Below are 14431 nucleotides of genomic sequence, written 5' to 3'. Positions count from 1 at the left end.
GGGTTATTTTTTGATCATGACTAAGGAGAACTTGAAATGAGCATGAAAGCATAAAGACAGTTTTAACGGCATCCTGAAGAAAAATAAGGGGGTTGGCTGAAATTATAACGGTTGAGAAACTGATGTCTTTTGACAAAAATAATATGGGGAAGGCTGCTGAATCCATTGGATCTAATGATTTACCGCAGCTTATAAAATGGCTTGACGAGAAGGATGATAAAATAAGGTACAATGCATTTTTGCTTTTGCAGCAAAGATCAAACATGTATAGTGATGTCTATCCCTTTTGGGATGTTTTATTGGAGAAGCTGTCCAGTACCAACTCATATCAGAGAAGTTTAGGTATTATGTTGATGGCTGAAAATGCAAGGTGGGATGATGCCGGAAGGCTTGAAAAAGATATTGGCCTGTATCTTTCGTTTTGCGATGATGAAAAGCCTATAACTGCACGCCAATGTGTCCAGAGTCTTGCCAAGATTATACCTTGGAAAAAGAAGCTTTGCCGAAAAGTTGCAGACAAGCTTATGGCAATAGATATTTCAGAACGCAAGGAGACACAGAGAAAAATCCTTCTTATGGACATTATTAATGTGCTTGCAGAGATTAACAAATACGATAAGAGTAATGAAATAGATGTTTATATCAGCAATGCAATGACAAGCGGAATTTTAGATAAAAAAGCAAAAAGCCAGGTGTTGAAGCTTTTAAGAGGAGAATAGACTAATACATACTAGAGGTGTGGTTATGGAGAAAATTGAGAGACTAAGCCAACTGCCCAATATAGGAAAAGAAATGGAAAAACGGCTTGCTTCCATTGGAATTTATGATGTTGAAACTTTTATGAAAACCGGAAGCAAGGAAGCTTTTATAAAGCTTCACTTGCTTGAAGGAGATACCTGCTTTTCCTCTCTTTGTGGCCTTGAGGGTGCAATTCAAGGTATCAGATGGCATCATTTAAGCAGTGAAACAAAACAGGATCTAAAAAAATTTTTTGATTCTTTCAAAAAGAACGAAAATTAATTATTACAAGAAATTACTCGTTCATTCAAAGCTTTGACAGTTGTATTTTACTTCCTTTATGTCGGTAAATTTTGCATAACAGTAATCTCCTTCAGGGAAATTCCACACTGCTTCCCCATAACCGGGAAGCATAAGACCGTTTATTTCCTTGTAATTTTTTACCGGTGTAGACCACTGAGCTTTTCTGCTGGGTGATCCATCAAGGGGAGTAAAGAATCTGTCATGGCTAACGAAGTTTATCAGCTCACCCTTATCATTAAAGTATAACAACGCAGATATCTTACAGCCTTCATTTTCAAAGATGGCCTTAACAGTCTTTGAGTCTACGGTTTCCCATTTTATTCTGTTGTCTATCAGGGCAGCAGGGCAAAAAAGCACATATCGTTTAAAAGTGTTGTGGTATCACCTATTCTCATTTCCTCACCTTTAGCATCCAGAACGGTAAAAATGCCTGCAGCTTTAATGTGCATTCTTGCTTCTTTGCGGTTATATGAATGAAGACCAAGTACGGGAATATGAAACATATTGACTTTCATATAAAACAATCTTGTTAGCTCATCATCAAAAAAATTATACTGTTCGCTATTTATATCGGACCACTCATCTTTATTGGGATTCATTTTCATTTGGCCGTCAGTAACAGCTCTAAAGTTATATACTTTTTCCTTTCCTATAATACCGACATACCTAAGATATTTTTGTACCGGCTCAGGTAAATGTTTAATATCCGATACCTTTAATATGCTTTTATCTAGCCTCGAGGTACGCTCTAGAGCTCTTTGTGCTTCTTTTTTATAGGTTCTGGCAAGGTCCTGGGATTTGTAAATAAGAAAGGGTATGCTTACGGCAATCAATATAATCAATGCCATTAAAATATATTTTTTACTCATAAAAGTTTCCTCCTTAAATTTATAAATTTCAAATTGAATTTGAAGGCTCTTTGATGTTTCTAAGAAGCATACCAAGGCATATGCCTGTAATCACAGTGAATATAGGGAACATGACCATTAAAAGTATTGGCATCTCCATTCCATCGAGTACCTGAAAAACTGTAAGAACTGATATCAAAAGATTCATCGATATTGAGAGCATTATGATAACTGAAGATAACAGGTAGCCCAAAGGCTTTCTCTTTAGCACCAAAATGGCTGATATTATCAATGCCGGTACAATGAAACCAAGATCTAAAGCTTCATACCCCAATGAATTATAATGATCAAGGTCAATAGGAGGATTTCCATTAGCCAGTGAATCCATAATGCCAGGAAGCCATGTAGTCATTAAGCCCGCTGCTAATAATATCTGGTAGCCACCAATAAACCTTATCGGCATTTTGGGTTTTACATAAGAGCAAAACTTTTCTATATCAAATGACATCATGCATAGTATAAATGCAATAGTGCTGGCTGACATCAGCATTACATAGACAAGGAACAGCTCATTGTACATCCTTAAAAAGGCATAGGAAATATAAGTGTATAAGAAATATCCCAGGGTGCCTGTGAGCAACAGCCTGCCTTTAATATTTCTTTTTAGGGCTAGGATTAGCGATATTATTAGAAGCGGAACACCCAAAAACAATGTAATGGGATCATGAACCTTTAATGATAACTTCTGATCAGCAGATTCATAGCGATACAACCCGCTGCCGTTTATTTTTATTGTTTCGCCTCGTATGCTCTTGAAATCATACTCACCAAGCTTTTCATTGCTGTTGGTAATTATGCCCCAAAGGCAAGCTAGGAGCGATAAGGCGACTATGAATATCACAAGAATGGATATGTATTTGCTGTATTTCATTTAAAACATCCTTTCTGACTTTTAATGCGTTTAGTCCATTTGGGTAATATATTACCTAAAGGTGTAAAAAATATCATCTTATTATCAACTGTTTATAAGTTGTGCAAACCTTCTGATGTTATCGTCCATAATCATTGATACATCTTTCTTTGAGTCTATACCGGAAAGTTTGGGGTCGTTTTTTGCAAGTGTTTTTGACACTATCTTGGTTAATGTCTTTTCAAAGAAATTCATATCGCTGAATATCATCTCTCCGCCGAAACTTTCCTTGGCTGTTGCATTATTCAGAAGCTCTTCGGGAAAAGCATTTTTAAGTTGTGCTTCAGCTGAGTCCATAAACATGCAGCATATAAAAAGACCAAGCTTTTTTTCTTTTAGTAAACTAATATTTTGTGTACATAACTCGATTACTGCCTTCTGAATCCTTCCTGCGTATATTGAACCGCCGATGATGACTGTATCATATTTGGAAAGGTCGGGCTTTGAAGAATTCTTTAAATTATGAAGGGAAACCTCTCCATTAAGTTTTTCTTTTAGCAAGGAAGCACATTTGTCTGTTGTACCGTGTTTGGTTGCATAAACTATCAATATACTCATTTTTCTACCTCCTGTATTCTCACACCTGACTTCTCCATTTTTTCAATTTGATTGAGAAGCTTATTAAATCCTTTATACATTAATGTAAGTTCTTCCATGTCAAAATCATGGAAAAGTTCTCCTAAAAACTTATGATCCTTGTCCTCGCGATTTTCCCAGAAATCCTGACTCTTTTGTGTTAGTTTGAGCCTGGTTGCCCGTGCATCCTGATCATCCTTTTCTATACTGAGGAAGTCTTTTTCCTGGAGCTTGAGAGCTAGCTGCTTAACATTCTGCCGTGAGCTTCCCATAAGCTGTGCAACCTCACTGAGTGTTGGAGAATTGCTTCCAAATTGTGATATTATAACAGTTAGAAACCATTGCTTTATGGTCATGTCTTCGGATTCCAAATGCTGATCACCAATGACTTGCAGCTTGTTTGCAAGAAGAAACAGACTTCCGAAAATAAATTTTTGCTTATCAAGAGCATCCATATGTAACAGATCTCCTTTCACTCAAATACGTAATATATTACCTTATATAAGTAATATATTACGTATTTGAATAATTGTCAATAGGATTTTGATTTATATTTGGAATAGCATAAAATGGTATTTTATGATAGGATAATGGGAGGAACAATTTATAAAAATTAAAAGTGCTTGATTTAATTAAAAAACTTAAATATACTGTAAGAGATGGTTACATACAGCTTACAGCTTTTATATTCTGTGTGGTCAAATGGGAAATGCATGTATATAGCTTTTGCTGCAATATAATTTAAAAGAACAGTAATTATGTGAAAAGATTAATAACTTCTCATGTAATTACTTAATTTTCAACATAAAACGAGAGGATGATTTTATATGAAACCTGCTGTTAAACCCCAAAATCCCAACTTTTCTTCCGGTCCTTGTTCCAAGTATCCGGGATTTACGCTCGATATTTTGAATGGTGCACTTTTAGGCAGATCTCACAGGTGCGGAATTGCGAAAGAGAGGCTTAATTATTCCCTTAAAAAAACAAAGGAAATACTTGGAATTCCTGATGATTATATAGTTGGCATGGTTCCAGGGTCAGATACAGGTGCTATAGAGATGGCAATGTGGAACCTTTTGGGTCCAAGAGGTGTTGATGTTGTTAATTTTGAATCCTTTGGCAAAACGTGGGCAAATGATGTTAAAAACCAGCTTAAAATAGAGGATATGCAATCTATTTCTGCAGATTATGGATACTTGCCGGATCTTTCAAAAGTCAATTTTGATCATGATGTTGTAATGACATGGAATGGGACAACAAGTGGAGTAAAAATACCAAATGGTGATTGGATTCCGGATGACAGAAAAGGATTGACTATAGTTGACGCAACTTCAGCTGTTTTTGCAATGGAAATTCCATGGAACAAAGTTGATGTTTTGACTTTTTCGTGGCAAAAGGTTTTAGGCGGCGAAGGAGCTCATGGTATGTTAGTAATGTCGCCTCGTGCTGTAGAACGCATAGAGTCTTATATGCCACCATGGCCAATGCCTAAGGTTCTCCAATTGAGGAAGAAAGATAAGCTTATGATGGATATATTTGAAGGTTCTCCAATCAATACTCCATCCATGTTGTGCGTAGAAGACTATATAAAAGCTTTGGAGTGGGCAGATTCAATAGGCGGGCTCAAAGGCTTGATCAAAAAAAGCAACGAGAACTTAAATGAAATAGAAAAGTTTGTTGAAACCCATGATTGGATTGATTTCCTTCCAGTAAGCAAGGATATTCGCTCCAACACATCGGTTTGCTTAAAAATAAAGCTTGATCAGGATCAGTTAAATGCTCTTGTTAAATTATTGGATAAAGAAGGTGCGGCTTACGATTGCAAGTCTTACAAGGATGCACCTGCAGGATTGCGCTTCTGGTGCGGTGCTACAGTAAATAAGGAAGATGTAGCTTGCATGCTTCAGTGGCTTGAATGGGCTTATGGTGAAGTAACAAAGTCTTAATATAAAATATTATAAATAAAATATAAAAATAAACCACCTTTCGAGGTGGTTTATTTTTATATAAAGAAAAATTCCTTTGTGTAATAGATCATTAAGTAAATAACTTGAAAAGTATATCAGTTTGATATATAATCAGGTTATATCAGACTGATATAACCTGATTATTTGGAGGAATACTAATGGCAATAAAAAATAAAACTAGATATGCAATCCTTGGCGTTATAAGTATGAAGCCTTGTTCAGGGTATGATATTAAAAAGTTTTGTGACAAGACAATTTCACATTTCTGGAATGAGAACTTCGGACATATTTATCCGGTGTTAAGCCAGCTTGAAAAAGAAGGTCTTATAAATTTGAGTGACAGTAGTGAGGGATGCAAGAGAAAGATATATGAAATTACCGATAAAGGCAGAAAGGAATTTTGTGAGTGGTTGATGCAACCCTTTGAGCCTCAACCGCCTCGTTCAGAGTTGCTTTTAAAGCTGTCCTTCGGAAATTATATACCTAAGGAAAATGTTATTGAGATGATGAAAGAAGTTAAGAAGATCCACGAATCCAAGCTGAAGGAGTATAAGCAAATGGAGGAGTCCTTTTTAAATGATGAGAATGCCAAAAAACATCCTCAATATGCGTATTGGTTGGCACCGCTGCGTTATGGAATTGTCGCATCGGAAGCGGCACTTAAGTGGTGCGAAGAGACTATAGAGAATATTATAAGGCATGAATAAAGCTTTAATTATGGAGGTCAATATGGCAAAAGTGCTTTTTGTAAATGGAAATGTCCATGGTCATATAAATCCCACCCTGCCGGTGGTTAGAGAATTAGTAAACAATGGTGAGGAGGTTTGCTATTTTTCTACAATGGAGTTTAAGCAGAAGATTGAGGCTGCAGGGGCTCGTTTTGTAGATTATGGAAGCAGAATGTACGAGTTTTTCCAGAGATTTAAACCCAGTGGAGATCACCCTTTTTATACATTGATAGAGTTTATGCTGGAAATGGATAGGACAGCTGTACCCATTGTAATTGAAAAGACCAAGGGTGAAGCCTATGATTACATAATACATGATTCTATGTTTGGGGCAGGAAATGTATTATCAAAGTTGCTGAATATTCCTGCAATATGCTCCTGTACTTCCTTTGCCATGAACAGGATCCCGCTGCCATCCCATATGTTCCAGCCAGGTTTTAATCCTCAGTTGGATAATATATACACAAAACTGAAAGATACAGTTGCTGACTGGGGTGTTGAAAAGCTTGATATAATGGATATCTTCTTTAAAAAGGAGACTCTTAATATTGTTTATACATCAAAAATGTTTCAGCCCGAATGGGAGACCTTTGATGACAGCTTCAGGTTTGTCGGCCCATCAATAGCAGAAAGGGAAGATAGGCTGGATTTCAGACTTGAAGATGTGGGGAATAAGCCGGTTATTTACATATCCATGGGTACAATAATTAACCAGTGTATGGATTTTTATAAAAAGTCAATAGAAGCTTTTAAGGGTGAAAACTGCATGGTAATTATGTCGGTAGGAAATAAAACTGATATAGGTTTGTTAGGTGAGATACCGGATAACTTCGTAGTAAGGAATCATGTACCTCAGTTGGAGGTTTTAAAAAGTGCTGATGTGATTATTTGTCATGGTGGGCTTAATAGTGTGAGTGAGGCATTATATTATGGTGTGCCGGTCATTTCAATACCGCAGGTTAATGACCAGTATATGGTCAGCAGACAATTGGTAAAGCTGGGGGCTGGATTGGAGCTCAAGATGGAAGATATAACTTATAAGGTTTTGAAGAATTCGGTTAAAACTGTTTTATCGGATACAAGCTACAAAGCAAGCAGTTCTAAGATAGGTAGGTCATTCGTAGAGGCAGGAGGCTATAAGGCAGCAGCAAAACATATACTTGATTTTATAAAACAAATATAAACATTTGATAAAATATTTTTGACGTACTTAATTGGAATAATTTATAATATATATTAAGAGATAAAAACACGATCCGGTTGGTAGTCCGGATGCAGGAGTATTCCTGTCAGTAACCTGCCCTCCTGGGGTTGTCCCTTCTCTTTATAATCAAACTAGGCATATTGAAAACATAACTTCCCGGATAATTTCGCTTTCTAAGTTAACTTAACTTGTGAACACACGCTCAAAACGGGAAGTAATATTTCAATCATGCCTTAACAGGAGGAAATACAAATGCATATTAAACTTACAGTGTTCTTTGAAGAACCTTTTTGGGTTGGCGTTTTTGAGAGAGTCGAGGATGGGATGCTTGAAACCTCCAAAGTTGTTTTTGGTGCAGAACCAAAAGATTATGAGGTTTATTTCTATTTGCTTAAAAACTACTCAAAATTGGTTTTTAGCAGACCTATTGAGATTGATAGCAGGGAGGAAAAGAAGATTAACCCTAAAAGGCTTCATCGCATAGTTAAGAAGGAAATGGCAAAGACTGGTGTGGGTACAAAGGCACAGCAGGTGATGAAACTAGAGCATGAACTTAAAAAAGTGGAAAGAAAACAGACTTCCAAAGAAAAAAAGGAAGAACTAAAACAGATTAAGTTTGAAATGAAACAGGAAAAAAAGAAAGAGAAAAAAAAGGGACACTAATCACTTTTATCTAATATAAAGGAGCCGATTTAAATGGATAGTCAAAGGTTGGATCTCAATTTGGACTTAAATCAAATTAAGGACCATAATGGGTATAAGGAGATGTGGAAAAAACTAGGCAGGGTTGAAATACGTATGGTTGAAAAGTACGAAGAGTGCAAGCATTGTCTGGGTGATAGTTTTATTTATGAAAATCCCTATAAAAAGCCCGAAGGTGTTTGTACCGCTCTTTTACATGTGCTTGATCTGTATATATGGAGGGTAACATTGGGGTTTCCGTCTTGGAACGGCAAGGGTAGAAGGATTTTTAAGCTGCATTGTCCTGATCCTAAGGGAACGGTCTGGGAAATGAAAAAGATTGAAGATTAACAATTGGGATTGGAAATTAAGGGGTGCCGGGTTTAAGTAGTTTAATACCGGCACCCCTTAATTATTGCTTTGCTTTTTTATCACGATAATAATAGAGACTGTCAATTGATCCTTTTATATTCACCGATAGTAGTGATTAGCTATAATACATACAAATACAGACCTTAGTAAACACTTACTGTTTTAAATATATTTATATGATTATTAAAAAAGTGTTATAAGATTTGACTTTGTGTACGATAAACTATTGTAACTTATTTAGAAGGCTAATTATAACTATTATTCCAATGAAAGGAGTATTTAAATGGCACAAGTATTGGAAGAAGTTTTAGGAGTTAGTGAAAATACCCAGAAGGATAAATACCTGACATTTGCACTGGGTAAGGAAGAGTATGGGATAGAAATAAGGTATGTAACTGAAATTATTGGATTGCAAGCAATTACAGAGGTGCCTGAGTTCTCAGGTTATTTAAAAGGGATTGTCAATCTCAGAGGAAAGATTATCCCGGTCATTGATGTAAGACTTAGATTTAATAAAGAGACAAAGGAGTATAATGACAGGACTTGTACAATAGTGATTGAAGTAAATGGTATTTGTGTGGGATTAATCGTAGACAATGTAGCTGAGGTCTTGTCAATCACTGAAGAAAACATTGTTCCGCCTCCGAATATATCCAATGAGCAAAATAAATATATAAAAGGCATTGGTAAGGTTGATAGCAATGTGAAGCTTATACTGGATTGTGAAAAACTGCTGAGTGATTTTGAAATGCCAGGATTAAATAGCATTGAATAAATATGATTCATCAATTTAAATATAAAATATTAGGAGGCATGCCAACATGCAATGGTTTTATAACTTAAAAATATCTTTAAAGCTGGTAATAGGATTTGTTGTTGTAGCAATGATTGCTGGTGTTGTTGGAGTCACAGGTGTTATTAATATTAAGTCAATTGATAATGATTATACTCAGATGTATAAGCAAAACACTGTGCCACTTGGTTATCTGGAAAAAGCGGCTGTTCAATTCCAAAGAGTAAGATTTACTATTATATATATAATAGCTAATGACAGTGGGTTTGATACATACATGGAAAATATAAAAAAATATGATAAGGAGGTTGATGACAATTTAGCTGAGTGCAAAAAACTTATAACTACTGATGCTGAGCAAAAGGAATTTGATAACATTGGAACTTCTATGGAAAAGTACAAAAGTTTTCGTGCTGAATGCCTTAATTTAGCATTGCTTAATAATGACAAAGAAGCATTGGAAATGACAAAAGGAGAATTTGGAGAATTGTCTACAAAAATTGATGATTCAATAACCAAACTGTATGAGTTAAACCTTGATGAGGCCGCAAAGAGGTCGGATGAAAACTCAGCGACTGCCAATCAAGCGGTTTTAATGATGATTATATTCATAGGAGTAGGAATGGTGCTGGCTGTAGTGCTTGGACTTTTCATATCACGTATTATAAGCAACCCTATAAGAAAGATGGTTGAAGCGGCTGACAAGCTTGCAGTTGGTGATGTAAATGTGAATGTTGAGGCAACTTCTAAGGATGAAATCGGCAGCCTTTTGCAATCTTTTGGAAGAATGGTGGAAAATATCCGTGAACAGGCACTTGCAGCAGAGAAAATTGCAGCAGGTGACTTAACAGTTAAGGTGAAGGTTAAATCGGAAAATGACCTGCTCGGTAAAAAACTTAGTGAAATGATAGAGACAAACAATGAAATACTTTCCAATATCAGTTCGGCTTCGGATCAGGTTGCTGCAGGAGCAAGACAGGTATCTGCTTCCAGTCAGATGCTGTCCCAGGGATCTACCGAGCAGGCCAGTTCCATTGAAGAAATAACCTCTTCCATGACTCAGGTTGCATCACAGACCAAACAAAATGCTGCAAATGCCAATCAGGCAAACCAACTTGCATTAACTGCAAAAGAAAATGCGGTACAGGGAAACAGCCAGATGCAGGGGATGGTTAAGGCCATGGCGGAAATTAACGATTCATCAGCTAATATATCCAAAATAATTAAAGTGATAGACGAGATAGCATTTCAGACCAATATACTTGCACTAAATGCAGCTGTCGAAGCAGCAAGGGCAGGACAGCACGGCAAAGGGTTTGCTGTAGTGGCTGAGGAAGTTAGAAATCTTGCAGCAAGAAGTGCAAATGCGGCAAAGGAAACTACAGAGATGATAGAGAATTCAATCAAAAAAGTTGAAACAGGAACAGAAATTGCAAATAATACGGCAGAGGCTTTGAATAAGATTGTTGATGGAGTAACCACAGCTGCTGAACTTGTTGGAGATATTGCAGCTGCGTCAAATGAGCAGGCATCAGGCATAGCACAGATTAACCAGGCAATTTCACAGGTAGCACAGGTTGTTCAGACCAATTCTGCAACAGCTGAAGAAAGTGCGTCTGCAAGTGAAGAGTTATCCAGTCAGGCAGAACTTCTAAAAAGTGCAGTCAGCAGATTCCGTCTTAGCAAAGTAAAGTCCAATTCAGGTTTTGACGGCGGATTAAACTCCGATATGGTTCGTATGATAGAAAATATTGTGGAAAAAAAGAAGGTTAACAGTCATTTAGATCAATTAAGTAGTGTTTCTGCAGGAGATAACCATTCAAAGGAGATATCCCCAAAAGCAACAATATCTCTAGAGGATAATAACTTCGGGAAGTATTGATCTATGTTAAGTAATGATTGAAATATTACTTCCGATTCTGAGCGGGTGTTCACGAGTTAAGTGAACACGTAAGCGAAGATTTGTCGGAAGTTATATTTTCAACATTACTAAAGTAATGATTGAGCTAAATATATAGAATTTGTTGGATAAGAGGTGATCCTCTTGTCCAACAATCGATTGGTGAAAAATATGATGCCTATAACAGAAAAAGAATTTAACCAGCTGGTGAATTTAATTAAAACAAAATACGGAGTTAATCTTTCTAACAAAAAAGCATTAGTTATTGGAAGATTGCAGAATTATGCGGAGCAAAGCGGCTTTAAAAGCTTCTCTGAATACTTGGAATTTGTCCTGTCTGACAAAACCGGAAGTGCACTAACTACCTTGATAAATAAGTTAACAACAAACCATACTTATTTTATGAGGGAGCCGGAGCATTTTAACTTTTTCCGAAACACAGTACTCCCATATTTGGAAGCAGCAGAATCTGCAAAAAAAGATTTGCGTATATGGAGTGCCGGATGTTCAACTGGCGAAGAGCCATATACAATTGCCATGATTATAGATGAGTATTTTGGAACTGAAAAAGGCTTATGGGATACAATAATACTGGCAACAGATATATCTACAAAAGTCCTTGAAACAGCTTTTAATGGCATTTATTCAAATGAAGGGATTGAAGCACTGCCGCAAAAATGGAAAAGGGATTATTTTATAAAGTTTAATGAAGAAAATAGTAGTATAGCCGATAAGCTTAAAAAAGAGGTTGTTTTCAAAAAATTCAATCTTATGCAGGAGTTTTTTCCTTTCAGAAACAGATTCCATGTTATATTTTGCAGAAATGTAATGATTTATTTTGACTTAAAAACAAGAATTGATCTTGTAAATAAATTTTATGATTTATTGGAACCGGGAGGCTACCTGTTTATAGGTCACTCAGAGTCGTTGATCCGTGAAGAAACAAAATTTAAATATATTTTGCCTGCTGTTTACAGAAAGGGGTAGATGAAAAAACGATAGATGTGATTCTGATACTCCTGTAAGAATTGTAATTCAATATAAATAACGGACTTCATATCACAAATTTTATTGAATTACAATACCCTGAGGCTGACCTTAAACATTGCACCATTACTGGAGTTTTCTGCTGAAATTATACCGTTGTGCTTTTCTACCACATTTTTGCTTATAGCCAGCCCCAAACCGAAATGCCCTTTTTTTCCTTTATAAAACCTCTCAAAAATATTGGGTAGCTCGTCCTTATCAATTCCAGGTCCGTCATCGCTTATTATGGTTTCTATAATGTCATCTTCAACTAATTTGGAGCTTACATGTATTGTGGATTTGGCATACCTGATACAGTTGCCTATAATATTTGTAAATGCTCTGGAGAGTTTTTCAAAGTCTCCGTTTATTATTAAATCACCTGTTTTTGTATCTGAAGTAATATTTATATTGTTTTTTATAGCTATAACACTCATCCTTTCAATGCAGCTGTTAATTAGCTCACCGAAATTCAGGCTCTCAAAGCGATAGTTTTCCTCAATGGTGTCGAGTCGTGACAAATAAAGCAAATCCTCTACAAGATGGGTCATTCTCTTTGTTTCATCTATTATGATATCCGAGGCATTGTTTTTCTCCACAACATCATACTTGATGCCCTCTGCATAGCTTTGGATGGACATCAGAGGAGTCCTGAACTCATGGGAAGCATTTTGAAGAAATGTCTTCTGTGCCTTATCATATGACTCGAGTTTTTCAGACATGGTATTTATGTTGTTGACAAAATCCTGCAATTCATCGTCTACAGGCATATGAATTTTTTTTCCGAAATTACGTTCTGCAATTTCTCCAATATGTTTGTTTAAAGAAGTAAATGGGGCGGATATTTTCCTTGCCACAAGAGACGAAAATATGCTTATTATTAGTGCTGATAAAATGAGAATGGCTAAAAGTATTGTGTTAATTACCCATTGTAATTGATTGACCTTCTTCATGCTGGAATAGATAACTATCCAACCCAGACCGAAATCGTTTTTATTATGAACAGGTTTTATTATAGCTATATATGAAGTGCCGTCCAGACTAAAATCCATAAATTGTTGCATTGGTTTATCATTCAGTACCTCTACTGCTTTAGTAAATTTATCTAATATATTGTCAGGCATCTTGAAGTATTCACCATCAATAGAAATTATTGGGTTGTTATTGCTATCTAACAAAATATAATCTGCATTTAACAAAGAAGCCTGCTCACGTAATGAACGGTCTAAAGATAAGTAGAACCTGAATGGATCATTTTTTTCCAGTCGGTTTGTATTTTGATTTCCTTGAAGTTTTGGATGAGGCCTTTTATCACCCTCTTTGGAAAAAAAGTCTGGACCTCTGCGTAAGGTTGTTGATTCAGCTCGAGAAGCTATGGAATTTAACTGTTCTTTGACATCGCTTTCAATATATAACCGGATTGCTATATTGAATACTATTGTCGTCAGTGCTATCAGAACAGCTATAACAGCGATATTATATTTGAAAATCCTCCATTTTATGGTGTTTCTCTTCATAAGATCAATCCTTTTCTTCAACTTTGAATCCAAAGCCCCATACAGTTTCTATTTTTAAACTGGATCCACTGTCTGCAAGTTTCTTGCGGATTCTTTTTACCATATCATCTGTTGCCCTTGTCTCGACTTCATTTTCGAAGCCCCATATTTTATCAAGAAGTTCACTTCTGCTTACAGCTTTGTTCTTGTTTTCGGTAAGATAATTAAGAAGTGCAAATTCCATGCCTGTGAGTCCTATGTTTTTTCCTCCGACTAATGCCTGTTTTAAATCTGTATTTATTTCAACATCAGCTACTGACAGTATTCCTGACTGTGTGGATTTTGTCTTGTCCAGTTCAATTCTGCGAAAAATACTTTTAATCCTTGCTATAAGCTCCATTGGACTAAATGGCTTTGTGAGATAATCATCACTTCCCAAAGTAAGACCGGCTATTTTATCCGGCTCGGTGTCTTTTGCAGATACAATTATTATAGGTACAGTGCTTTTCTGCCTGATTGCCGAGCAAAGGGAGAAACCGTCCAATTCAGGCATCATAACATCTATAACCAGCATATCGGCAGGTTTTTCATTAAATGCATCGAGTATAGTACGTCCGTCATTGAACGTTTCTACCTCGAATCCTTCTTTTACCAAGAAGGATTTTATTATGTTGCAAATATTAACTTCATCATCAGCTATATAGATTAGTTTTTTATCAGCCATGTATATTCACCTCTATATATATTTTATCATGAACATGGCAAAATAACAGGCCTTAGTCAATTATGCCTTATTTTTGCCACACTATTTGTGTATTGGAAAAATTAC

General features: G+C 36.1%; 17 protein-coding genes. 10 read left to right on the top strand and 7 right to left on the bottom strand.

What is annotated here, in order from left to right; genetic code table 11:
* Nucleotides 1-92 precede the first annotated feature (92 nt).
* Nucleotides 93-719, top strand: a complete 627-nt coding sequence (locus Bccel_RS22190; RefSeq protein ID WP_242853034.1) for a hypothetical protein — start codon at nucleotides 93-95, stop codon at nucleotides 717-719.
* 25 nt (nucleotides 720-744) lie between these two features.
* A complete protein-coding gene (locus Bccel_RS22185) occupies nucleotides 745-1020 on the top strand; it encodes a TfoX/Sxy family protein (protein WP_036935738.1) in 276 nt (91 codons plus the stop codon).
* A 21-nt stretch (nucleotides 1021-1041) separates the two neighbouring features.
* On the opposite strand, the gene Bccel_RS31755 is transcribed toward Bccel_RS22185, so the two are convergent.
* The 5 genes from Bccel_RS31755 to Bccel_RS22165 form a co-directional block, all read right to left on the bottom strand.
* Nucleotides 1042-1398 (bottom strand): DUF6544 family protein, encoded by a 357-nt coding sequence (locus Bccel_RS31755; protein ID WP_242857042.1) that lies wholly within the window; start codon nucleotides 1396-1398, stop codon nucleotides 1042-1044.
* The gene (locus tag Bccel_RS31750; RefSeq protein WP_242857041.1) at nucleotides 1374-1910 is read right to left on the bottom strand and encodes a DUF6544 family protein; all 537 of its coding nucleotides are present in this window, start codon (nucleotides 1908-1910) and stop codon (nucleotides 1374-1376) included. The genes Bccel_RS31755 and Bccel_RS31750 overlap by 25 nt, the downstream gene beginning before the upstream one ends.
* A gap of 28 nt (nucleotides 1911-1938) precedes the next feature.
* Nucleotides 1939-2820, bottom strand: a complete 882-nt coding sequence (locus Bccel_RS22175; protein WP_036935742.1) for a hypothetical protein — start codon at nucleotides 2818-2820, stop codon at nucleotides 1939-1941.
* 84 nt (nucleotides 2821-2904) lie between these two features.
* Nucleotides 2905-3417 (bottom strand): flavodoxin domain-containing protein, encoded by a 513-nt coding sequence (locus tag Bccel_RS22170; RefSeq protein WP_036935744.1) that lies wholly within the window; start codon nucleotides 3415-3417, stop codon nucleotides 2905-2907.
* Nucleotides 3414-3890 carry a MarR family winged helix-turn-helix transcriptional regulator gene (locus Bccel_RS22165; protein ID WP_036935746.1) on the bottom strand — a complete coding sequence of 159 codons (477 nt, stop codon included), beginning with the start codon at nucleotides 3888-3890 and terminating at the stop codon, nucleotides 3414-3416. Before Bccel_RS22165 ends, Bccel_RS22170 begins: the two co-directional genes overlap by 4 nt.
* Nucleotides 3891-4262: 372 nt before the next feature.
* Here Bccel_RS22165 and Bccel_RS22160 point away from each other — a divergent pair, with 372 nt between their 5' ends.
* The 8 genes from Bccel_RS22160 to Bccel_RS22125 all read left to right on the top strand — a co-directional run bounded on the left by Bccel_RS22160 (nucleotide 4263) and on the right by Bccel_RS22125 (nucleotide 12067).
* Nucleotides 4263-5381, top strand: coding sequence for a phosphoserine transaminase (locus Bccel_RS22160; protein ID WP_036935748.1), 1119 nt, complete (start codon nucleotides 4263-4265; stop codon nucleotides 5379-5381).
* 179 nt (nucleotides 5382-5560) lie between these two features.
* Nucleotides 5561-6109, top strand: coding sequence for a PadR family transcriptional regulator (locus tag Bccel_RS22155; protein ID WP_036935750.1), 549 nt, complete (start codon nucleotides 5561-5563; stop codon nucleotides 6107-6109).
* Between the two features lie 22 nt (nucleotides 6110-6131).
* A complete protein-coding gene (locus Bccel_RS22150; protein WP_036935752.1) occupies nucleotides 6132-7313 on the top strand; it encodes a macrolide family glycosyltransferase in 1182 nt (393 codons plus the stop codon).
* Nucleotides 7314-7586: 273 nt separating this feature from the next.
* On the top strand, nucleotides 7587-7997 hold the full coding sequence (locus Bccel_RS22145) for a YjdF family protein (RefSeq protein ID WP_036935754.1): 411 nt from the start codon (nucleotides 7587-7589) through the stop codon (nucleotides 7995-7997).
* Nucleotides 7998-8030: 33 nt separating this feature from the next.
* Nucleotides 8031-8366 (top strand): hypothetical protein, encoded by a 336-nt coding sequence (locus Bccel_RS22140; protein ID WP_036935756.1) that lies wholly within the window; start codon nucleotides 8031-8033, stop codon nucleotides 8364-8366.
* Nucleotides 8367-8670: 304 nt separating this feature from the next.
* Complete coding sequence (locus Bccel_RS22135; RefSeq protein ID WP_036935758.1) at nucleotides 8671-9162, top strand: chemotaxis protein CheW; 492 nt, start codon at nucleotides 8671-8673, stop codon at nucleotides 9160-9162.
* A gap of 46 nt (nucleotides 9163-9208) precedes the next feature.
* On the top strand, nucleotides 9209-11062 hold the full coding sequence (locus Bccel_RS22130; protein WP_036935759.1) for a methyl-accepting chemotaxis protein: 1854 nt from the start codon (nucleotides 9209-9211) through the stop codon (nucleotides 11060-11062).
* Nucleotides 11063-11251: 189 nt separating this feature from the next.
* On the top strand, nucleotides 11252-12067 hold the full coding sequence (locus tag Bccel_RS22125) for a CheR family methyltransferase (protein ID WP_036936057.1): 816 nt from the start codon (nucleotides 11252-11254) through the stop codon (nucleotides 12065-12067).
* Between the two features lie 89 nt (nucleotides 12068-12156).
* Here Bccel_RS22125 and Bccel_RS22120 read toward each other — a convergent pair whose 3' ends face one another.
* Together Bccel_RS22120 and Bccel_RS22115 are read right to left on the bottom strand one after the other, a co-directional pair.
* Complete coding sequence (locus Bccel_RS22120; RefSeq protein WP_036936061.1) at nucleotides 12157-13623, bottom strand: HAMP domain-containing sensor histidine kinase; 1467 nt, start codon at nucleotides 13621-13623, stop codon at nucleotides 12157-12159.
* Between the two features lie 4 nt (nucleotides 13624-13627).
* Nucleotides 13628-14326, bottom strand: coding sequence for a response regulator transcription factor (locus Bccel_RS22115; RefSeq protein ID WP_036935762.1), 699 nt, complete (start codon nucleotides 14324-14326; stop codon nucleotides 13628-13630).
* Between the last annotated feature and the right edge of the window lie 105 nt (nucleotides 14327-14431).

The organism is Pseudobacteroides cellulosolvens ATCC 35603 = DSM 2933, assembly GCF_001262605.1.
Lineage (GTDB): Bacteria > Bacillota > Clostridia > Acetivibrionales > DSM-2933 > Pseudobacteroides > Pseudobacteroides cellulosolvens.
This window is presented reverse-complemented; position numbering and strand designations above follow the sequence as displayed.

Coding starts and splice junctions, on each gene's coding strand:
- Bccel_RS22185 (WP_036935738.1), top strand. CDS start 745: ATGGAGAAAATTGAGAGACTAAGCCAACTGCCCAATATAGGAAAAGAA.
- Bccel_RS31750 (WP_242857041.1), bottom strand. CDS start 1,910: ATGAGTAAAAAATATATTTTAATGGCATTGATTATATTGATTGCCGTA.
- Bccel_RS22175 (WP_036935742.1), bottom strand. CDS start 2,820: ATGAAATACAGCAAATACATATCCATTCTTGTGATATTCATAGTCGCC.
- Bccel_RS22170 (WP_036935744.1), bottom strand. CDS start 3,417: ATGAGTATATTGATAGTTTATGCAACCAAACACGGTACAACAGACAAA.
- Bccel_RS22165 (WP_036935746.1), bottom strand. CDS start 3,890: ATGGATGCTCTTGATAAGCAAAAATTTATTTTCGGAAGTCTGTTTCTT.
- Bccel_RS22160 (WP_036935748.1), top strand. CDS start 4,263: ATGAAACCTGCTGTTAAACCCCAAAATCCCAACTTTTCTTCCGGTCCT.
- Bccel_RS22155 (WP_036935750.1), top strand. CDS start 5,561: ATGGCAATAAAAAATAAAACTAGATATGCAATCCTTGGCGTTATAAGT.
- Bccel_RS22150 (WP_036935752.1), top strand. CDS start 6,132: ATGGCAAAAGTGCTTTTTGTAAATGGAAATGTCCATGGTCATATAAAT.
- Bccel_RS22145 (WP_036935754.1), top strand. CDS start 7,587: ATGCATATTAAACTTACAGTGTTCTTTGAAGAACCTTTTTGGGTTGGC.
- Bccel_RS22140 (WP_036935756.1), top strand. CDS start 8,031: ATGGATAGTCAAAGGTTGGATCTCAATTTGGACTTAAATCAAATTAAG.
- Bccel_RS22135 (WP_036935758.1), top strand. CDS start 8,671: ATGGCACAAGTATTGGAAGAAGTTTTAGGAGTTAGTGAAAATACCCAG.
- Bccel_RS22130 (WP_036935759.1), top strand. CDS start 9,209: ATGCAATGGTTTTATAACTTAAAAATATCTTTAAAGCTGGTAATAGGA.
- Bccel_RS22125 (WP_036936057.1), top strand. CDS start 11,252: ATGATGCCTATAACAGAAAAAGAATTTAACCAGCTGGTGAATTTAATT.
- Bccel_RS22120 (WP_036936061.1), bottom strand. CDS start 13,623: ATGAAGAGAAACACCATAAAATGGAGGATTTTCAAATATAATATCGCT.
- Bccel_RS22115 (WP_036935762.1), bottom strand. CDS start 14,326: ATGGCTGATAAAAAACTAATCTATATAGCTGATGATGAAGTTAATATT.